Origin of the sequence: Algoriella sp. (genome assembly GCF_036647415.1) — a bacterium.
Classification (GTDB): domain Bacteria; phylum Bacteroidota; class Bacteroidia; order Flavobacteriales; family Weeksellaceae; genus Empedobacter.
Genome location: NZ_JAVXKG010000045.1, coordinates 1 through 20031, shown reverse-complemented (window position 1 = coordinate 20031; position 20031 = coordinate 1). Strand labels below are relative to the sequence as shown.

The following is a 20031-nucleotide window of genomic DNA, read 5'->3' as shown; positions in this document are numbered from 1 at the left end:
AGTACGCTTTACATAAACTCTCTCTTCTTTCATAATGATGCTTTTTTCTGTATCACTATTTCAGGACGAGACATTTTTCATAATGAAAATGAACCCTTCCAAAATGGAAGGGTTTTTTATTGGTATTATTTTTTACTTGAAACATAATTAATTGATTTAGTTTGATCTATATATTTTTATTCGTTTTGGCATTTTGATTGGCTTATGTAGAGAAATTTAAAAAATTTACATAATGAAAATGAAACAAACGATTTCATTGGATGAAATCAAAGAAATCAAAAGTAAAGTGCTGCAAAACATTTTAGAAAATAATCCAACACGCGTAAAAAAACTATGTTATAGTGTAGGAAAGTTATTTTCAAAAACAAATGATTTAGGTAAAACTTATATTAATAATCTGTTTATTCTACCAGTTACTTTGATGATTGAAGCGGATTATAAAAATAGAAAACAGTTTCTGAGTTTGTTCCCAATGAATTTGAAGTCAGAGTATGTCAAACAAATTTATCATTCAGGAATATGATAGCAATTGCATTGTTCTTCGCTGGAATTTTATGTTTCGGATTATTCTTCAAATCCATAGACTTTTTTGATAATATATAATCTATTAATTATGATTTTCTTATTACTCATAGCCATTGCTTTGTTTATATACTTAGTGTATGTGCTGTTAAAACCCGAAAAATTTTAAACTTTAATTATTCGTAAAAATGAATACAGAAATATTAGGAGTTATTGTACAATTTTTAGTCGCGATAGCTCTATCCATTCCTTTAGGAAATTACATCGCAAAGGTGTATCTCAATAAACCAACTTTTTTAGATAAGCTAATTTCTCCAATAGAAAAGTTGTTGTTCAAAATATCTGGAATCAAACCTGATGTCCAAATGAATTGGAAACAACATTTAAGTGCTTTATTAACAATTAATTTGATATGGTTTGTCATTGGATTTGTTTTATTAATGACACAAGGAATTTTGCCTTTAAATCCAGATAAAAATCCAAGTATGAGTCCTGATTTGGCTTTTAATACTATTATTTCATTTGTAGTGAATTGTAATTTACAACACTATTCAGGCGAAACTGGAGTAAGTTATTTAGCACAATTATGGTTGATGTTTTTACAATTTGTAAGTGCAGCAACTGGCATGGCAGCAGCTGTTACACTATTTGAAGCTTTTCGAGTGAAAACTACAACAACTTTAGGAAATTTCTATACCTATTTCATCAAATCTATTACGCGTATTTTATTGCCTTTGTGTGTTATTGTAGCTTCGATTTTAATTTTTCAAGGAACTCCAATGACATTTGAAGGAAAGGATGAAATGATAACTTTAGAAGGAAATAAAGTAGATGTTTCTCGAGGACCAGCAGCTGCTTTTATAGCCATAAAACATGTAGGAACAAATGGTGGTGGATTTTTCGGAACCAACTCAGCTCATCCATTCGAAAATCCAACGTATATAAGTAATATTACCGAAATGGTAGCACAAATGCTGATTCCGTTAGCCATGTTATTTGCATTTGGAGTTTATACAAATCGCAGAAAATTTGCTTGGATGATGTTTGGCGTGATGACTGTTGGTTTTCTATGCTTAACAATTCCGAATGTTTACATGGAATCTCAAGGAAATCCAATGATTGAAAAACTTGGTATTGATAATTCATTAGGTGCAATGGAAGGCAAAGAAGTTCGAATTGGTTCTGCCGCTTCAGGATTTTGGAGCATCGCAACAACCGTTATTTCTACAGGTTCTGTCAATTCTATGCACGATAGTACAATGCCGTTATCAGGAATGAATGAATTGTTAGCCATGATGATAAACAGTGTTTATGGCGGTGTGGGAGTTGGAATTTTAAACTTCTTTGTATTTGTAATTTTAGCTGTATTTATTAGTGGATTAATGGTTGGTAGAACACCTGAAATATTTGGTAAAAAAATAGAAGCTAAAGAAATGAAAATTGCCATGATGATTACTCTTTTACACCCTTTCTTAATTTTAGTAGGAACAGCTTTAGCTACAGGATTGCCCAATCAAACACTTACAACCTTAAATAATCCTTCATATCACGGATTTAGTGAAATGTTATATGAATTTACTTCATCTGCAGCAAACAACGGTTCTGGTTTTGAAGGATTAGGCGACAACACTCCTTTTTGGAATATTGCAACTGGTTTTGTATTGATTTTAGGGCGATTCTTACCTATAATTGGTCCCGTAGCAATTGCAGGATTATTAGCCAAAAAACATTTTGTTCCAGAAGGTTCAGGAACTTTAGCAACCGATACAGCAACTTTTGGAAGTATTGTTTTCGCGATAATCTTAATCGTTGCAGCATTGGCATTTTTTCCAGCTTTAACCTTAGGTCCAATTGCTGATTATTTTTCAACTCCAAAATTTTAGAAAATGATACGAGAAAATAAAAACAATTTATTTGAAAAAACATTGGTAAAAACAGCTTTCAAAGAAGCTTTCATCAAACTAAATCCAACAACTTTATATAAAAATCCTGTTATGTTTGCTGTAGAAATTGGTACTGCAATTATGTTAGGTGTTTGTATTTGGATTCTTTTGGGAGAAGTATCTCAAGGAAGTTTTTGGTATAATTTTTCAATTTTTATCATACTACTTTTTACTTTACTATTTGCAAACTTTGCGGAGGCAATTGCCGAAGCAAGAGGAAAAGCCCAAGCTGATAGTTTACGTAAAACGCGAGAAGAAACACCTGCTAAATTAGAAAATGGAGAAAGTATTTCATCATCATCCCTAATCAAAGATATGATTTTCGTCTGTGAAGCAGGAGATATAATTCCAACCGATGGTGAAATTATTGAAGGTTTAGCAACAATCGACGAAAGCGCAATTACTGGGGAAAGTGCACCTGTAATTCGTGAAGCTGGTGGTGATAAAAGCTCGGTTACTGGAGGAACAAAAGTTCTTTCGGATCGAATAAAAGTTAAAGTAACTACACAACCAGGAGAAAGCTTTTTAGATAAAATGATTGCATTAGTTGAAGGCGCAAATCGTCAGAAATCTCCAAACGAAATTGCTTTAACCATTTTATTAGCTGCTTTTACATTGGTATTTGTTATTGTAATGGTTACCCTAAAACCATTCGCTGATTATGCAAATGTTCCTATTACAATCGGTGCTTTAATTTCATTATTTGTTTGCTTAATTCCAACTACAATTGGAGGTTTATTATCAGCCATTGGAATTGCAGGTATGGATAGAGCTTTGCGTGCAAACGTCATTACAAAAAGTGGAAAAGCAGTGGAAACAGCTGGAGATATAGATGTATTGTTGTTGGATAAAACGGGAACAATTACAATCGGAAATCGTAAGGCAACGGCTTTATATCCTGCAATTGGAATACCAATGGAAACTTTAGAAAAAGCAGCGGTTCTTAGTTCGATGAGTGATGAAACGCCAGAAGGAAAATCAATTATAGAATTAGTTCAGGTAGATCCATCAAAATATGCGATTCAACATCCTGTTTTTATCAATTTCACTGCGGAAACACGTTGTTCAGGAATTGATTTTGATGAAACTCGTATTCGAAAAGGAGCTGTAGATGCAATAAAAAATTTGGTTGAAAATGTTGGAAATACTTTTCCAAATGAAATTCAAATAAAAGCTAATCAAATTGCCAAAAATGGTGGTACACCTTTAGTAGTTTCTCAAAACGAACAAGTTTTAGGAGTGATTGAACTACAAGATATTATCAAACCTGGCATTCAAGAACGTTTTGCTCGTCTTCGCAAAATGGGAATTAAAACAGTTATGGTAACGGGAGATAATCCATTGACTGCAAAATTTATCGCGGAAAAAGCAGGTGTAGATGATTTTATTGCCGAAGCAAAACCGGAAGATAAAATGAATTACATCAAAAAAGAACAATCAGAAGGACGTTTAGTTGCAATGATGGGAGATGGAACAAATGATGCTCCGGCTTTAGCGCAAGCTGATGTTGGAGTAGCGATGAACAGTGGTACACAAGCTGCAAAAGAAGCAGGAAACATGGTGGATTTAGACAATGATCCAACTAAATTGATTGAAGTTGTTGAAATCGGTAAACAATTATTAATGACACGAGGAACCTTAACAACCTTTAGTATTGCGAATGATGTAGCTAAATATTTTGCAATTATACCTGCTTTGTTCATTACAGCAATTCCAGCTTTGCAAGGTTTGAATATTATGAATTTACATAGTCCTGAAAGCGCAATTTTATCAGCAGTTATTTTCAATGCGATTATCATTCCTATTTTAATTCCATTAGCATTGAAAGGAGTTTCCTACAAACCAATTGGAGCTAGCGCACTGTTGAGAAGAAATTTACTAATTTATGGTGTTGGAGGAATCATCGTTCCATTTATTGGAATAAAATTAATTGACATCTTTATTTCCATATTCTTTTAACTAATGTAATGAGCTGTTTTGGGCTAAATATTACATTATTAAACTCAAAGCAGTCATTTTTAAACAAATACAAAATGAAACAAAATATTATAAAAGCAAGCTTATTAACATTTAGCTTAATGTTACTTTTAATGGTATTATACCCGTTAGCAATGTGGGGAATAGCCCAACTTTCTCCAAATCAAGGAAACGGTTTTTTGGTCGCAGATAAAAACCAAAATAATTACTATGAAAACATTGGACAATCGTTTTCAAAAGATCAATATTTCCACGGACGACCATCTACTGTAGATTACAACGCTGCAGGTTCGGGAGCAAGTAACAAAGGATCAAATAATGAAGAATATTTACAAGAAGTTGAAAAACGTTTAAATGATTTTCTTCAAAAAAATCCAACAGTAAAAAAAGAAGATATTCCTGTAGATTTAATTACAGCTAGTGGAAGTGGTTTAGATCCTAATATCTCAGTGCAAGGAGCAATTGTACAAATTGATCGAATAGCAAAAATACGTGATTTAGATTATGACAAAGTAAATGAATTAATCCAAAATCAAATAGAAAAACCATTATTAGAAGGTTTAGGCCCTAATAAAATCAATGTGTTAAAACTGAATATCGAATTAGATAAATTGTCAAAATAATGAAGAAATTACTTGCTTTTAGTTCTTTTATTTTGGGTTTGAATGTTCAAGCTCAAAACGATTCTATTCAAAAATTAAAACTTTCTGGCTATGCAGAGGTTTATTATACCTACGATTTTAATCAACCAAAAAACAATCAGCTTCCTAATTATTTGTATTCGTTTAATCGACACAATGAGGTGAATTTAAACTTCGGAACAATTCAATTGCAATACACTGATGAACGAGTTCGAGGAAATCTTGCTTTAATGGCAGGAACTTATACGCAATCAAATCTTGCTGCAGAACCTGATGGTTTAAAAAATATTTACGAAGCAAATATCGGTATCAAACTTTCAAAGAATAAAAACTTGTGGCTAGATGCAGGTATCATGCCTTCTCACATTGGATTTGAAAGTGCGATTGGTGCTAATGTTGCAACACTTACACGAAGTATTCAGGCAGAGAATTCACCGTATTTTTCAACTGGTGTTAAGCTGAGTTATATTTCGCCTAATAACAAATGGGCAATGAGTTTGCATTATTTAAATGGTTGGCAACGTATCAAACGTCTTGATGGTAATTCTACACCAGCTTTTGGACATCAAATTACTTACACTCCAAATGAAAAATTTTCGATCAACAGCAGTTCGTTTATTGGTAGCGATACTCCTGATTCTTTGCGTCAAATTCGTTATTTCCATAATCTTTATGCTGTTTTTAAACCTATTAAAAAGCTTTCAATAACCGCAGGTTTTGATATTGGCGCACAACAAAAATCGAAAGGATCAGATAGTTATAATATTTGGTACAGTCCTATTTTAGTTGGACAATATACCTTCAATGAAAAATGGTTTGCAACTGCACGTGCAGAATATTATGCTGATGAAAAAGGTGTAATAATCTCAACCAATACACAAAATGGTTTCAAAACAGTTGGCTTTTCTTTGAATTTAGATCATTATTTTACAAATAATTTGATGTGGAGAACTGAGATTAGAAGTTTTTCGAGTAAAGATGATATCTATTTTCGAAATGATAAAAATGTATCGAACGAAACATTTTTATCAACTTCTTTAGCATTAAAATTATAAATGGAAAAAGAAACACAACATACAGCAGAAGACTTTCTTGCCTTGATTCGGAAATCGAAAAGAGGCAAGTTTAAGGTATATATCGGAATGTGCGCTGGCGTAGGAAAATCGTATCGTATGTTGCAAGAAGCACACGAATTGCAAAAAAATAAGATCGATGTAAAAATTGGATATATCGAAACGCATAAACGTGTCGAAACAGAAAATCTTGTTGTAGGATTAACCATAATTCCACGAAAAATAATTTACTACAAAGGTAAATCTGTCGAAGAAATGGATTTGGAAGAAATTCTAAGACAAAGACCAGAAATTGTTATTGTGGATGAATTGGCGCATTCTAATGTTTTTGGAAGCAAACATGCGAAACGTTGGCAAGATGTGATGGAAATTTTAGATGCTGGTATCAATGTCATTTCTGCTGTAAATATTCAGCATTTAGAAAGTTTAAATAACAGTATTTCAGAAATCACAACAATTGATGTTTCCGAGCGTATTCCTGATATTGTATTAGAACAAGCTGATGAAATTGTAAATATAGATTTAACCGCAGATGACTTAATTCAACGATTAAAAACAGGAAAAATTTATCCGAAAGATAAAATTCAAACAGCTTTAAATAATTTTTTTATTCCTTCAAATATTTTACAATTACGAGAATTAGCCTTGAAAGAAGTTGCTTCTCATGTAGAAAAAAAAGTTGAAACCGAATATGTATCGTCTGTTTATGCAAAACCTTCTCGGTTTTTAGCATGTATTAGCACCAATGATAAAAATGCGAAAATTGTAATTCGAAAAACGGCTCGTTTGGCTGGGTATTACAATTCGCGTTGGTTTGTGTTGTATGTAGAAACGTCAAAAGAGCATCCTAATAAAATTGCGTTAGACAAACAACGTCATCTTATCAATAATCTGAAATTAGCAACAGAATTAGGTGCAGAAATTGTCAAAGTAAAACATCAACGAGTTGCTACAGCAATAATACAACAAATAGAATCTCGCAATATAACAACTGTTTGTTTGGGTAAACCTAGGTTAAATTTAATCCAAATTATTTTGGCAACTAATTTATTCAATCAATTACTAAAAAAACTATCTTCGTTACATGTAGATGTGATTATTTTATCAAAATGAGAATTAAAACTAAACTTCGCTTAGGATTCGGCTTACTGTTTCTCTTAATTGTATTGTTGGCAGCTGTAGCAACTACGTCAATCTATTCCTTAAAAAATGATACTAATAATATCTTGCACGACAACTATAATTCGTTGATTTATGCAAAAAGTATGATGCAAAATTTAAATGATCCAGAAAATTTTAATTCCAAATCATTTGAAAGAAAATTAGCAAATCAAGAATTAAATGCTACCGAACAAGGCGAAAAAGAATTAAATCAACAAATTCGAGATAAATTTGATACATACAAAGCTGGAAATCATTCATCAGAATTATTAAAAGATATCAGAATATCACTTTTAGAAGTCATGGAAATGAATATGCAAGCCATAGAAATTAAAAGTGATTTTGCCGAAAAAACAGCTAATCAAGCAATACTACTCATCGTTTTTACAGGTATTGCCTGTGTTTTTATTGCATTCAATTCTTTAATTACAATTCCATCTAACATTGCAAATCCTATCCAAAAATTAACTAATAGTATCAAAGAAATTGCTTCTAATAATTACAAAGAACGTGTGTATTTAGATAAAAAAGATGAATTTGGCGATTTAGCGCTATCTTTTAATACAATGGCCTCTAAATTAGAAGAATATAATGAAAGTCATTTAGCAACTATACTAAAACAAAAAACTAGAATGGAAACGCTAATTAACAACATGCACGATGTAGTGATCGGTCTAGATGAACAAATGCAAGTAATTTTTGCAAATGATGAAGCTGTAAAAGTGACTGGATTGACTGCTAAACAAATGGTAAATAAAGCAGGTAAAGATTTGGCTTTACATAATGATTTGATTCGATTATTATTACAAAATATAGAAACAGACATTAAAAAGGATGAAAAACCATTACAAATTATAGTTGATGAAAAAGAACAATTTTTTACCAAAGAAATTTTTCATATTGAAATAATTCCTACAGGAGAAACAATAAAACAAGTTGTAGGTCATGTAATTATCCTAAGAAATATCACAGAATTCAAAGAATTAGATGCTGCCAAAACACGATTTATTGCTACAGTTTCACATGAATTTAAAACACCAATTTCGTCTATGGAAATGAGTTTGCAATTACTTAGAAATAAACAAATTGGCTCACTGAATAATGAACAAAATGATTTGGTAACAAGTATTGATGATGATGTACATCGTTTATTGCGAATAACCAAAGAACTTCTCAACTTAACACAAATAGAGAGTGGCTCTATTCAAATGAATAAAACAAAAATTTCTCCAATTGAAATTCTGGAAAATGCAGTAAAAGCTAATCAAACTTTAGCTGAACAAAAGAATTTAGTAATAGAAACTAATATTCCAAATCACTTAGAATCTATAGAAGTTGATCTAGAAAAAACAGCTTTGGTTTTATCGAATCTTATTTCAAATGCCATACATTATTCTCACGAAAATGCCAAAATTTGGATTACTATAGAACAAACCATGACCGAAACTTTGTTCAGAGTAAAAGATGAAGGTATAGGTATTCCTATAGAATTTTTACCTAAGGTTTTCGATCGTTATTTCCGAGTTCCAGGTACTCACAAAGAAGGTACAGGTTTAGGATTAGCGATTAGTAAAGAGTTTATTGAAGCTCAAAAAGGAAAACTTGATGTATTAAGCGAATATGGAGCTGGTAGTGAATTTATTATAAAACTAATGAGGTGATTAATAAATAAAAAATGGCACTCTTTGTCTTCCAAAGGTGCCATTTGTCGTTGCGGAGAGTGAGGGATTCGAACCCCCGGAGGTGTGACCCTCAACAGTTTTCAAGACTGCCGCATTCGACCACTCTGCCAACTCTCCAATAACAACACTTAATGCGTTATTGCGAGTGCAAATATAGAATGGTTTTTCGTTTTTCCAAACTATAAAATCATTTATTTTTAAAATAATTTTTAACAAAATGATTATCAGTAAAATAATTTTAATTAAAATTTATATTTTTCACCTTAAAATCGGTTATAGATTAAAAAATGAGGTAAACAAAGGATTACATTCCGTTTAATTTGTAATTATTTTTAAGATAAATCATCCATAAAGTAATGCTAAAAGTAATGGCGATTAATGTTACCCAACCTAAACCTTGTATATAATTTGACCAATTTAATGTTCCTAACATCATTCCTACGGCTCCTAATGCTGTTCCTGAGAAGTTGATAACAGATGCAACTCCTCCAGAATTCATTTCTCTTTGACCTAATAAAACGTTAGAAGAAAAAGATCTTAAAAATCCATTTGCAAACGTGATTGGTGCAAAAGAAATCAAGAATAAATATGGCGAAGATTTACCAATTGTTAAAATTAATATTCCTGCAACAACGATTATTCCAAATGAAATATTAACAATTTGCTTGGGTAATAATCTTTTTCTTGCTAATAAATAAGCGCTTGGACCAACTAATAATATCAATGAATTTACAGCGAAAAACAAGCTATATTCAGTTTCTGTGAGTTTAAACCATTGAATATAAATGTATGAACTAATGGCTAAAAACGACATATAAATCAATGATGTTCCTGACATGGATAATAAATATGTCAGGAAAGGTTTGTTCATTAAAATATCTTTCAGAGATAAAATACTCAGAAAAACATTGCCTTTTAGTCGTTTTTCTTTTTCTAAAGTTTCTGTTACAAACAAACTTATTACGAATGAAAATAATGCGACTACTGCAAGTAATTCAAACGTTACATGCCACGAAAAATGCTTAATAATTTGTGCGCCAATTAACGGTGCTACAGTTGGTGCAAAAGCGCCTAACATCTGTAACAAAGCGATTATTCCTGGGCGATCTTGATCCGAAAAACTATCTTTTACCATCGCCATAGAAACAGAAATCATTCCTCCTGCTCCTATTGCTTGCGTTATTCTAAACAAAATAAGCAGATCTATTGTTGGCGCAAATGCACATAACAATGATGATAATCCGTAAATAAATATACCTGAAAGTAAAACTGGTTTTCGACCAATTTTGTCACTCAATGGTCCTATAAAAAGCATACCAATAGCAAAACTTACAAAAAAACCAACCAAGGTATAGTTTAAGATATTTTCTGTTGTGTTAAAATATTTCAACAATGTCGGAAATGCTGATAAATACAAATCTGTAGACATTGGTCCTGTCATATTCAGTAAAAAAATCAGAAAGATTAATCCTTTATATCCCAATCTTTTTTGTGGAATAATTAATTCTTTTGCCATTGTAGTAGTAAGTTTTAGATTGTAATTGTAATTTTAATATTGCTATTGAATAACAATTTTACAAACATAATTAAAGTAAATTGAAAAGTACCATTAAGATAAAATTTCAAGTCAAATAAAAAAAACCGTTTAAAAAATAATTTAAACGGTTTTTGATTATATTCTTTCAGAAAAAAAATTAAGCCTCCTCCTCTTCGTCTTCTTTCATTGTATGATAAACGTGATTTACATCTTCGTCATCATCAAATTTTTCTAACATTTTTTCGATGTCAGCTTTTTGCTCTTCTGTTAATTCTTTTGTTGTTTGTGGAATACGCTCAAACTCCGAAGAAATAATTTCATATCCACCTTCTTCTAACGATTTGTAGATAGTTCCGTAATTCTCGAAAGGTGCAATCAAAACAATTCCATCTTCGTCTTCAAAAATTTCTTCAACTCCAAAATCAATCATTTCGAATTCTAATTCCTCTAAATCTACACCTTCTGGCTTTTTGATTTTGAAATTACTAATATGGTCAAACATAAATTCTACAGAACCTTGCGTACCCAATTGTCCATTAGATTTACTAAAATAAGAACGTACATTGGCTACCGTACGGTTGTTGTTGTTTGTAGAAGTTTCCACCAAAACAGCAATTCCGTGAGGTCCGTATCCTTCAAAAATAATTTCCTTATAATTTTCTGTATTCTTATCAGATGCTTTCTTTATGGCGCGCTCAATATTATCTTTCGGCATATTGACAGCTTTAGCATTTTGGATAACTGCACGTAATTGAGAATTAGAATGCGGATCTGGTCCTCCAGCTTTTACCGCCATTACGATATCTTTCCCAATTCTTGTAAACGCTTTAGACATTGCTGCCCAACGTTTCATTTTACGCCCTTTTCTAAATTCAAAAGCTCTTCCCATTGATACTTAATTTTATGTTGCAAATTTATTCATAATACCAAAAAAATCCAAGAACTATGCTTGGATTTTTAAGATTATATTATTTTGGATGAATTATTTCAATCCGTGGTATTTTAACATTGGTTCTATTGATGGATTTTTTCCTCTGAAATTTTTATAAATCACATTCAAATCGTCCGAATTTCCTTTAGAAAATACTTTATCACGTAATATTTGACCGTTTTTACGTGTCATTCCTCCATTCTCTACAGTCCATTCATACGCATCATGATCTAACATTTCTGCCCAGATATACGCGAAATATCCCGCCGCATATCCTCCTCCAAAAATGTGACTAAAATAAGTAGAACGATAACGTGGTGGAACTTGTGATAAATTTGTTTTATTATCGATTAAAGCTTGTTTTTCAAACACGTTTACATCCGAAATTGTTTGATCTGCTGAAACCGTATGCCAAGATAAATCTAAACTTGCGGCAGACAATAATTCTGTTAACGTATAACCTTTGTTAAAATTAGACGCTTTTTTCATTTTTTCTACTAAAGAATCAGGAATTGTTTCTCCAGTTTTATAATGTTTCGCATAATTTTTTAAGACAGAAGGTTCAGTCGCAAAATGCTCATGAAATTGAGATGGAAACTCAACAAAATCTCTCGAAACACTTGTTCCAGATAAAGTTGGGTATTTTTGATTTGCAAAAAATCCGTGTAACGCATGACCAAATTCGTGGAAAGTTGTAATCACATCATCGTACGAAATCAACGCTGGTTGTCCGTTTGCTGGTTTTGTATAATTACCTACATTGTAAATAACAGGTTTTGTACCAAATAAATGCGATTGTTCTACAATATTACTCATCCAAGCACCTCCTTGTTTAGAATCTCTTTTGAAATAATCGGTGTAAAATAATCCCAATTGCGAACCATCTTCATTAAACAATTCATATACTTTCACATCTTCGTGCCAAACTGGAATATCAGTACGTTTCTTGAATGTAATTCCGTATAATTTTGTTGCCATATCAAAAACACCATTCTCGACAACAGAATCTAAAACAAAATATTGTTTCATTTCATTTTCGTCCAAATCATATTTTTCTTTACGCACTTTCTCTGCATAATAATTCCAATCCGCAGCTGTCAACGTGTTTGTCGCATTTTCTTTCTTTGCTAAATCTTCAAACTCTTTTGCATCTTTTTGCGCCATTGCAGTTGCTGCCGGAATCATTTGATTCAGAATTCCTTTTGCTGCCGTTGGCGTTTTTGCCATTTGATCTTGCAAATTCCATTCAGCATAATTTTTATAACCTAATAATTTTGCTTTTTCAGCACGATTTTTAACCAAAGTCAAAATCGTAGCACGCGTATCATTTTCGTCATTTTTTTCTGTTCTAATCCAAGCTGCGTCAAACAATTTTTTGCGTGATGCTGGATTCGACATATTTTGTAATTCTGGTTGTTGCGTCGTATTCAATAAACTGATTAAATATGTTCCGTCAGCCTGTTTGAAAGCCTCTAAATCAGCATCACTCAAACCTGTTAATTCAGCTTTTGTAAATGTAACACCTCCAGCTTTTGTCCCTTTTAGTAATTGATTAGAGAATTTTGTTTCTAAAGAAGCAATTTCTCCATTTAATTTTTCTAATTGAGCTTTTTGATCTTTAGATAAATTAGCTCCAGCCAATTCAAATCGTTGATAATAAACATCTAATAAACGATTAGATTCTTTATCCAAATTCAACTCTTTCTTATTATTGTAAAGTGTTTTTACACGATCAAATAATTTCTGATTTAGATAAATTGCATCGCTGTGAGCAGCAAATTTAGGAGATAACTCCTCTTCTACTTGTTGCAAAGTTTCGTTTGTATTTGCACCAGTCAACAAACCAAAAACATGATTTACACGAGCCAATAATTGACCAGATTTTTCCATTTCGACCAACGTATTTTCGAAAGTTGGTGTATCAGTATTATCTGCAATTTTATTGATTTCTACCAATTGTTCTGCCATTCCTTGCAATAATGCAGGTTTGAAATCTTCATTTTTTATTTTTGAGAAATCTGCCGTGTGATAAGGCAATTTACTTACTTCAAAAAAAGGATTTTGATCGTTCCACATACTATTTGTTGATTTTTGACTGCATGATTTAGCTAAAATAGAAGAGCCAACCATCATCCCGTAAAAAAGTTTTTTATTAAACATTTTATTATTTTTTTGACCTAACGAAGTTAAAACTTAAAATTCGAAGTTTCAAATTATTAATAAAACTCAATTTAATCAACTAAAAATGAACCAAATAAACAACAACATTACTTTATCATTAATCTTTTTCAAAAACTACGAAATAGTTATATAAACTTTACTTAAATTCGCAACGATAACCTGAACTTTTAAAAACTTATGAATTTATTAGTTAGATTAAAAAATACCACCTTTTTTATTCTATTTCTTACCCTTTTCTCGGTGAGTCACGCTCAATCTAATCAAAATTTTGATAAATTTTATCAACAAACTGTAAAACTAGTTGATGAAGAGAAATTTAAAAATGCATTTGACCAAGCACTTAATTTAGAGAATATTGGAAACCAAAATAACAATAATTTACAAATTTCAAAAGCAAATTATTTATTAGCATTTATTTTTAAAAAGCAAGAAAATTACTTACAAACGATAAAATACGCAACAAAAGCAAAAGAATTTGCAGTTTTAGAAAATGATTTGGAGTATACTATTTTATCTAGCGAATTGCTTTCTTGGGCGTATGTGTACATTGGTTTTTTTGATGAAGCAAATAGTCTTTTAATAGATATTGACTCTATGATTAATCAATATTCTGGAAAAGAAAAACACTTTTTGACTTTTAAAAAATTGTACCGTGAAGCTTCTTTATTGAGAAGAAAAAATGAAAAACCAAAAGCTATTTTACAAGTTTACTTTAAAGCTTTAAAAGAAATAAATCAGTACAATTTCAGTAATATTCACCACAAAAATGAGAATTATTTATCTCTTTACAATAACATTGGACGTAATTATAAAGATATAAATACCGATTCTTCTTTTGTTTATTTTGAAAAAGCAACGAAGTTTAAAGACAGTTCTGATGAACGTGGAAACGCTGATTTAGATACAAATATTGCCGCTTATTTTGTCGATAAAAATGAGAATAAAAAAGCAATTGAATTATTGAACAAATCAATTCCTACATTAATAAAAAGTGATCACAAATTTTTGACTGCTGAAAGTTATAAAATTTTGGCAGATGCGTATAAAAATGATGGAAATCTAGAAAAAGGATTGGAATACAATACACTTTATTTAACCTACAAAGACAGTTTGAACCTTAAACGAAATCAGTCGGTAAACGAGGCTGTAGAATATGTCAAAAAAATAAAACATGTCGAAAAAATAGAAGAATCAAATCCACCTTACGCATACATTATAGCAGGTTTAATTGCTATAATTAGCTTAATTGCTATAATTGTGTTAAAAAAGAACAAAAGCAATTAAAAAGGTGACTTTATCTTAATTTAAAATATTTAACTTTGGAAGGGTGAATTTTTCACTCTTTTTTATTACCAAAAAAATTAGTAAAACTTGTATTTAGATTTAGAAGAAATAAAATATTTGTTGGCAGAAAGCGTTGAAGCACTTCCTGGATGGAATTCTCATCAAAAACTTTCGCCTCCATATAGAGAAAAATACGATCTCGAATTTATAAAACGTACAAATCCGAAATCAGCTTCGGTAATGATACTGTTGTATCAAAATCAATCAGGCGATATCGAATTTCCTGTTATTATGCGTGTGTCATACGAAGGCGCACATTCGCATCAATTTTCTTTACCAGGCGGTCAATTCGAAGAACAAGACATTAGTTTTGACGAAACTGCAATTAGAGAAACAGTAGAAGAACTTGGAGTTGAATATGAAAACATCGAAATTATTCGCCAATTAAGCGAAATTTATATTCCACCAAGCAACTTTTTAGTTTATCCATATATCGGAATTTATACGGGCGAACCAAATTTTACACCTGAAGAACGTGAAGTACAATATATTGTTCCATTAGATTTAGAAGCTTTTCTTAATGCTGAACACGAAGTATTTGAACGAGAATTTTCTGGTCAAGTTGTCGAAATTCCGGGATACAATATCGGAGATGAAGAATATCTTTGGGGCGCAACAGCAATGATTTTAGAAGAATTCAAAGATTATCTGAAAATCGTATTAAATTTGTAACTTAAATAAAAAGATCACGTGTCTCAAAAAGCAAAGAAAAAGAACGCCTTTCGCGATTCATTCGGACATTTATATTTCCTAAAAAGAACGTTAATTTTCTTATTAGGTTCATTTACCTATAACCGTTATAATGGTTTTAATAAATTAAAAGTTACTGGAACAGAAAAATTGGTGAATTTACCATCTCAAAATGTGTTATTCGTATCGAATCATCAAACATATTTTGCAGATGTATTTGCTATGTATCACGTTTTTTGTAGTGTGAAAAATGGTTTTATTGATACCATCAAAAATCCAATTTATTTACTTAATCCTAAGATTGATTTTTATTACGTTGCTGCAGAGGAAACGATGAAAGATAATCTGTTGACAAAACTTTTTGCCTACACTGGTGCTGTTACTGTAAAAAGAACATGGCGCGCAAAAGGCGAAAATGTAACTAGAAAAGTTGATTTGAATGAGTTAAACAATATTGATTTAGCTTTACAAAGCGGCTGGGTTGTCACATTTCCACAAGGAACAACAACTGCTTTTGCACCAGGACGTAGAGGTACGGCTCATTTGATCAAAAAAAATAAACCAATTGTAATTCCTGTTGTAATTGACGGTTTTCGTCGTGCATTTGACAAAAAAGGATTACGTATCAAAAAACGTGGAATTAATGCAACTTTGACTTTTAAAGAACCATTAGAAATTGATTACGAAAATGATTCTAGCGATGCTATTATGCAAAAAATAATGAATGCAATAGAGCAAGCACCAGAATTTAATAAAGTTCGTCCAATTAATGAAATTTTAGAAGAAAATCGAGAAAAATCGTTAGATGATTATTTGAATGAAGATGATGACGAGGAGTTTGACGATTTTGATGAAATGGGATACGACGAAGAAAATAAAAAAGACTAAAACAGTATAAATTCAAAATGAAAAAAGTTCATTTTATAGCAATTGGTGGTAGCGCAATGCACAATTTAGCCATTGCTTTACACGAAAAAGGATATGAAGTAACTGGTTCTGACGATGCCATTTTTGAGCCTTCGAAAACTCGTTTAGTTCAACGCGGAATTTTACCAGAAGAAATGGGTTGGTTTCCAGAAAAAATAACGAATGATATTGATGCAGTAATTTTAGGAATGCACGCACATGCTGATAATCCTGAAATGATAAAAGCACAAGAATTAGGACTTAAAATCTATTCGTATCCAGAATATTTATACGAACAAGCTAAAGATAAAACTCGTGTTGTAATTGGTGGTTCTCATGGAAAAACAACCATTACATCAATGATTTTACACGTTTTACATTACCACAATATTGATGTTGATTATATGGTCGGCGCACAATTAGATGGTTTTGATGTAATGGTAAAATTGACAGAAGAAAATGAATTTATGATTATGGAAGGTGACGAATATTTATCATCTGCATTAGATCGTCGTTCAAAATTCTTGTTGTATCAACCAAATATTGCCTTGATTTCTGGTATTGCTTGGGATCATATCAATGTTTTTCCAACATTTGCAGATTACACTTCTCAATTCTCTAAGTTTGTAGATTCTATCGTTCCTGGTGGAGCTTTAATTTACAATGAAACGGACGAAGAAGTGATAAAAGTTGTGGAAGAAACGGAAAAAGCAATCAAGAAATTCGCGTATAATTTACCAGAACATTACATAGAAAATGGAATTACATTTATCGAAACCGAAGATGGTCCAATTCCGTTAGAAGTTTTTGGTAATCATAATTTAATGAATTTAGAAGGTGCTCGTGCAATCTGTAAACAATTAGGTGTTATGGATGATGATTTTAACGAAGCAATTCAATCATTCAAAGGCGCATCAAAACGTTTAGAATTAATTAATCGTACTTCAGATTTTGTTGCATACAAAGATTTTGCACATGCGCCAAGTAAAGTAACTTCGGTAACAAATGCGGTAAAAGAGCAATATACAGAGAAAACGGTTGTAGGATGTTTGGAAATACACACGTATTCTTCTTTAAATCCTGAGTTTTTGGTTCAATATAAAGGAGCTTTGGACAAAGCGGACATCAAAATTGTGATGTATAGCCCAGAAGCCTTAGAAATAAAACGTATGGAAATGATTTCGCCTGATGATATTAAAAAAGCATTTGGTGACGAATCTATTTTAGTTTTTACGAACAGTGAACAATTGAAAGATTATATCGAAAATCTTGATAAAAAAGATAAAATATTTTTGATGATGAGTTCGGGTAATTTCGGAGGAATTAATTTGAATGATTTATTTAAATCTTAAAAAATTATACTATCAAACACAAAAGTCACTTCAAATGAAGTGACTTTTGTGCTTTTTATAGAAGTATATTTTATTATTTCCCGAAACCTTCACTAAATTCTACTTGTCCTTTTATATGAACTTCGCTCCATGTTTTTGAAACTCCGTCTGCACCTTTATGCAATTCTAAACAAGCTTGATTTAATGCTTCTAAAGCTTTAGAGGCATTAAAATCTAATAAATCTATTGTTCCATTAATCGTAAAAACATTGTTCTCAAAAGTAGATTTCACTTCATATTCTTTTGACGATTTGTTTAATGTTAAGTTTAAATATGTTTTTCCATCACGAAAATGAATTTGACCTTTTATTTCTTTCGTATCAATCATATTTCCGAACAAAATATCTTTCAATTTTTGATCTCTATCAATTTGATCAGAATTTAATGAAGGAACAATAGCTACAATAGTAGCACCTTCTAAAACCTCTTGCGGTGTTTTTCCGTCCTCTTTAGCTTCCTTTACCAAAACAACATCAAAATGTCCAGTTACACCAACTTTCTCTGTCGTTTTATACGCTGTCCACTCTATTGTAGATTTACGAATTACTCCTTCTACAATTTCAGTAGCCTCTTCTGTTGTTGTAGAAACCTCTTTAATTTCCGGTGCATCTACCTTATCTTCTGTTTTATTTGTACAACTGTACATAGACATTGCAACGCAAATTGCAAGCGCCATATTCAATTTTTTCATTTCAAGCTTTTATATTGTAAAAGTACAACATGCAACAGCGATTACACAATTGATTCTTAACATATTCAAAAAATTTTATACATTTGTTAAATGATTAAAAATCTGCTAAACACCTGTTTGATTATCATTTGTTTACCTTTTATATTAGTATATGAGATTTACTGTTCCATATATAAATACAGAAAATAATTGGTTAACTTCGTTCTCAAATAAAAACTAATGAGCAATAAAATTATAGGAATAATGGGCGCTATTCCCGAAGAAATAAACGGAGTAGTGAGCTTATTAACCAATAAAAAAGAACATAAAATTGGAAAAAGAACGTATTATACTGGAGATTTAAACAATCAGAATGTAGTTGTTGTCTATTCTCGAATCGGAAAAGTTGCAGCTGCGACAACAGTTTCTACACTAATTTTAGAATTCAAGATTACCGAATTAATTTTCACAGGCGTTGCTGGTGGAATACATTCTTCTCTAAAAATCGGTGATATTGTATTAGGAAAAAGCTTGATACAACATGATATGAATGCTCAGCCTTTATTTCCTGCTTACGAAATTCCTCTTTTAGGGAAATCTTATTTTGATGCGGATACTGACAAATTAGAATTAGCTAGACAGGCAATTTTAGAGCTATTAGAGCAACAACATTTACACAAAGTTATATCAGATAAAGATCTAAAGAAGTTTAATATACATCAACCACAATTACATATTGGCTTAATTGGTTCCGGAGATTTGTTTTTCTCTACAAATGCACAAAAAGAAAAACTACAAGCAAATATAAAAGATGTTTTATGTGTAGAAATGGAAGGAGCTGCAGTAGCACAGGTTTGTTATGAATTTGGAATTCCGTTTACCATTATCAGAACAATTTCCGATCAAGCAGATGATCATTCTACTGTAGATTTTCAGAGTTTTATAGAAAAAATTTCAAATGTATATTCGATAGAAATCATTAAAAATATCATCAAGTAAAAAGTCCTTTAAAAAGGGCTTTTTTTGATGTATCACATTAATAAAATTTCATTCAATATTTATTGAACTACACTTTTAAAACTAAAAAAAATAATGATTTATTTGTGGGGAGAGCAGGATTCGAACCTGCGAAGGTGAAACCAACGGATTTACAGTCCGTCCTCGTTGGCCGCTTGAGTATCTCCCCAACCTTATAAAGTTTTTTTTCAAAAAAGAACGAGCCGATGGAGGGATTCGAACCCACGACCTGCTGATTACAAATCAGCTGCTCTGGCCAACTGAGCTACATCGGCAATTTTTATTTTTTTAAAGTAAATAATAAACTTTTCGAGCCGATGGAGGGATTCGAACCCACGACCTGCTGATTACAAATCAGCTGCTCT

17 protein-coding genes and 3 tRNA genes are annotated in these 20031 nt (G+C 31.4%); 13 read left to right on the top strand and 7 right to left on the bottom strand.

The annotated features are described in order from the left end of the window. Window positions 1–232 precede the first annotated feature (232 nt). The 8 genes from RSC72_RS14450 (at window position 233) to RSC72_RS14420 (ending at window position 8978) form a co-directional block, all read left to right on the top strand. Window positions 233–523 carry a DUF7674 family protein gene (locus RSC72_RS14450; RefSeq protein WP_332547073.1) on the top strand — a complete coding sequence of 97 codons (291 nt, stop codon included), beginning with the start codon at window positions 233–235 and terminating at the stop codon, window positions 521–523. A 90-nt stretch (window positions 524–613) separates the two neighbouring features. After that, complete coding sequence (gene kdpF, locus RSC72_RS15855) at window positions 614–691, top strand: K(+)-transporting ATPase subunit F (RefSeq protein WP_442878303.1); 78 nt, start codon at window positions 614–616, stop codon at window positions 689–691. A 19-nt stretch (window positions 692–710) separates the two neighbouring features. Beyond that, the gene (kdpA, locus tag RSC72_RS14445) at window positions 711–2405 is read left to right on the top strand and encodes a potassium-transporting ATPase subunit KdpA (RefSeq protein ID WP_332547072.1); all 1695 of its coding nucleotides are present in this window, start codon (window positions 711–713) and stop codon (window positions 2403–2405) included. Between the two features lie 3 nt (window positions 2406–2408). After that, window positions 2409–4424: a potassium-transporting ATPase subunit KdpB gene (gene kdpB, locus RSC72_RS14440; RefSeq protein WP_332566104.1), complete on the top strand. Its 2016-nt coding sequence runs from the start codon at window positions 2409–2411 to the stop codon at window positions 4422–4424. A gap of 74 nt (window positions 4425–4498) precedes the next feature. Beyond that, window positions 4499–5065: a potassium-transporting ATPase subunit C gene (locus RSC72_RS14435; protein WP_332546777.1), complete on the top strand. Its 567-nt coding sequence runs from the start codon at window positions 4499–4501 to the stop codon at window positions 5063–5065. Further along, window positions 5065–6138: a porin gene (locus RSC72_RS14430; protein WP_332546776.1), complete on the top strand. Its 1074-nt coding sequence runs from the start codon at window positions 5065–5067 to the stop codon at window positions 6136–6138. The genes RSC72_RS14435 and RSC72_RS14430 overlap by 1 nt, the downstream gene beginning before the upstream one ends. Further along, window positions 6139–7269: a sensor protein KdpD gene (locus RSC72_RS14425; protein ID WP_332546774.1), complete on the top strand. Its 1131-nt coding sequence runs from the start codon at window positions 6139–6141 to the stop codon at window positions 7267–7269. Continuing rightward, window positions 7266–8978, top strand: coding sequence for a HAMP domain-containing sensor histidine kinase (locus tag RSC72_RS14420; RefSeq protein ID WP_332566103.1), 1713 nt, complete (start codon window positions 7266–7268; stop codon window positions 8976–8978). The genes RSC72_RS14425 and RSC72_RS14420 overlap by 4 nt, the downstream gene beginning before the upstream one ends. A 53-nt stretch (window positions 8979–9031) precedes the next feature. Here RSC72_RS14420 and RSC72_RS14415 read toward each other — a convergent pair. From RSC72_RS14415 to RSC72_RS14400, 4 genes are all read right to left on the bottom strand, one after another. Then, a tRNA-Ser gene (locus tag RSC72_RS14415) sits at window positions 9032–9116 on the bottom strand. A 187-nt stretch (window positions 9117–9303) separates the two neighbouring features. Further along, window positions 9304–10515, bottom strand: a complete 1212-nt coding sequence (locus tag RSC72_RS14410) for a Bcr/CflA family efflux MFS transporter (protein ID WP_332546274.1) — start codon at window positions 10513–10515, stop codon at window positions 9304–9306. 178 nt (window positions 10516–10693) lie between these two features. After that, window positions 10694–11425 (bottom strand): YebC/PmpR family DNA-binding transcriptional regulator, encoded by a 732-nt coding sequence (locus RSC72_RS14405; RefSeq protein ID WP_332546272.1) that lies wholly within the window; start codon window positions 11423–11425, stop codon window positions 10694–10696. 93 nt (window positions 11426–11518) lie between these two features. Then, the gene (locus RSC72_RS14400) at window positions 11519–13627 is read right to left on the bottom strand and encodes a M3 family metallopeptidase (RefSeq protein ID WP_332546270.1); all 2109 of its coding nucleotides are present in this window, start codon (window positions 13625–13627) and stop codon (window positions 11519–11521) included. 261 nt (window positions 13628–13888) lie between these two features. Between RSC72_RS14400 and RSC72_RS14395 the strand changes: the two genes are divergently transcribed. The 4 genes from RSC72_RS14395 (at window position 13889) to RSC72_RS14380 (ending at window position 17940) form a co-directional block, all read left to right on the top strand. Further along, window positions 13889–14932: a hypothetical protein gene (locus RSC72_RS14395; RefSeq protein ID WP_332546268.1), complete on the top strand. Its 1044-nt coding sequence runs from the start codon at window positions 13889–13891 to the stop codon at window positions 14930–14932. Between the two features lie 87 nt (window positions 14933–15019). Beyond that, window positions 15020–15664, top strand: coding sequence for an NUDIX hydrolase (locus RSC72_RS14390; protein WP_332546266.1), 645 nt, complete (start codon window positions 15020–15022; stop codon window positions 15662–15664). A gap of 18 nt (window positions 15665–15682) precedes the next feature. Then, window positions 15683–16570: a lysophospholipid acyltransferase family protein gene (locus tag RSC72_RS14385; RefSeq protein WP_332546264.1), complete on the top strand. Its 888-nt coding sequence runs from the start codon at window positions 15683–15685 to the stop codon at window positions 16568–16570. A gap of 17 nt (window positions 16571–16587) precedes the next feature. After that, window positions 16588–17940 (top strand): UDP-N-acetylmuramate--L-alanine ligase, encoded by a 1353-nt coding sequence (locus tag RSC72_RS14380; protein WP_332546263.1) that lies wholly within the window; start codon window positions 16588–16590, stop codon window positions 17938–17940. A gap of 73 nt (window positions 17941–18013) precedes the next feature. On the opposite strand, the gene RSC72_RS14375 is transcribed toward RSC72_RS14380, so the two are convergent. Next, window positions 18014–18670, bottom strand: a complete 657-nt coding sequence (locus tag RSC72_RS14375; protein ID WP_332546261.1) for a hypothetical protein — start codon at window positions 18668–18670, stop codon at window positions 18014–18016. A gap of 219 nt (window positions 18671–18889) precedes the next feature. Here RSC72_RS14375 and RSC72_RS14370 point away from each other — a divergent pair, with 219 nt between their 5' ends. Next, window positions 18890–19648 (top strand): 5'-methylthioadenosine/adenosylhomocysteine nucleosidase, encoded by a 759-nt coding sequence (locus RSC72_RS14370; RefSeq protein WP_332546259.1) that lies wholly within the window; start codon window positions 18890–18892, stop codon window positions 19646–19648. 105 nt (window positions 19649–19753) lie between these two features. On the opposite strand, the gene RSC72_RS14365 is transcribed toward RSC72_RS14370, so the two are convergent. Both RSC72_RS14365 and RSC72_RS14360 read right to left on the bottom strand, forming a co-directional pair. Beyond that, window positions 19754–19835: transfer RNA gene (locus tag RSC72_RS14365), tRNA-Tyr, on the bottom strand. 32 nt (window positions 19836–19867) lie between these two features. After that, a tRNA-Thr gene (locus tag RSC72_RS14360) sits at window positions 19868–19941 on the bottom strand. Between the last annotated feature and the right edge of the window lie 90 nt (window positions 19942–20031).

Bases quoted from the DNA above. Each gene is read 5' to 3' on its own strand.
- RSC72_RS14405 (WP_332546272.1), bottom strand. From the start codon at position 11,425: ATGGGAAGAGCTTTTGAATTTAGAAAAGGGCGTAAAATGAAACGTTGG.
- RSC72_RS14425 (WP_332546774.1), top strand. From the start codon at position 6,139: ATGGAAAAAGAAACACAACATACAGCAGAAGACTTTCTTGCCTTGATT.
- RSC72_RS14370 (WP_332546259.1), top strand. From the start codon at position 18,890: ATGAGCAATAAAATTATAGGAATAATGGGCGCTATTCCCGAAGAAATA.
- RSC72_RS14380 (WP_332546263.1), top strand. From the start codon at position 16,588: ATGAAAAAAGTTCATTTTATAGCAATTGGTGGTAGCGCAATGCACAAT.
- kdpB (WP_332566104.1), top strand. From the start codon at position 2,409: ATGATACGAGAAAATAAAAACAATTTATTTGAAAAAACATTGGTAAAA.
- RSC72_RS14410 (WP_332546274.1), bottom strand. From the start codon at position 10,515: ATGGCAAAAGAATTAATTATTCCACAAAAAAGATTGGGATATAAAGGA.
- kdpA (WP_332547072.1), top strand. From the start codon at position 711: ATGAATACAGAAATATTAGGAGTTATTGTACAATTTTTAGTCGCGATA.
- kdpF (WP_442878303.1), top strand. From the start codon at position 614: ATGATTTTCTTATTACTCATAGCCATTGCTTTGTTTATATACTTAGTG.
- RSC72_RS14450 (WP_332547073.1), top strand. From the start codon at position 233: ATGAAAATGAAACAAACGATTTCATTGGATGAAATCAAAGAAATCAAA.
- RSC72_RS14420 (WP_332566103.1), top strand. From the start codon at position 7,266: ATGAGAATTAAAACTAAACTTCGCTTAGGATTCGGCTTACTGTTTCTC.
- RSC72_RS14430 (WP_332546776.1), top strand. From the start codon at position 5,065: ATGAAGAAATTACTTGCTTTTAGTTCTTTTATTTTGGGTTTGAATGTT.
- RSC72_RS14375 (WP_332546261.1), bottom strand. From the start codon at position 18,670: ATGAAAAAATTGAATATGGCGCTTGCAATTTGCGTTGCAATGTCTATG.
- RSC72_RS14435 (WP_332546777.1), top strand. From the start codon at position 4,499: ATGAAACAAAATATTATAAAAGCAAGCTTATTAACATTTAGCTTAATG.
- RSC72_RS14400 (WP_332546270.1), bottom strand. From the start codon at position 13,627: ATGTTTAATAAAAAACTTTTTTACGGGATGATGGTTGGCTCTTCTATT.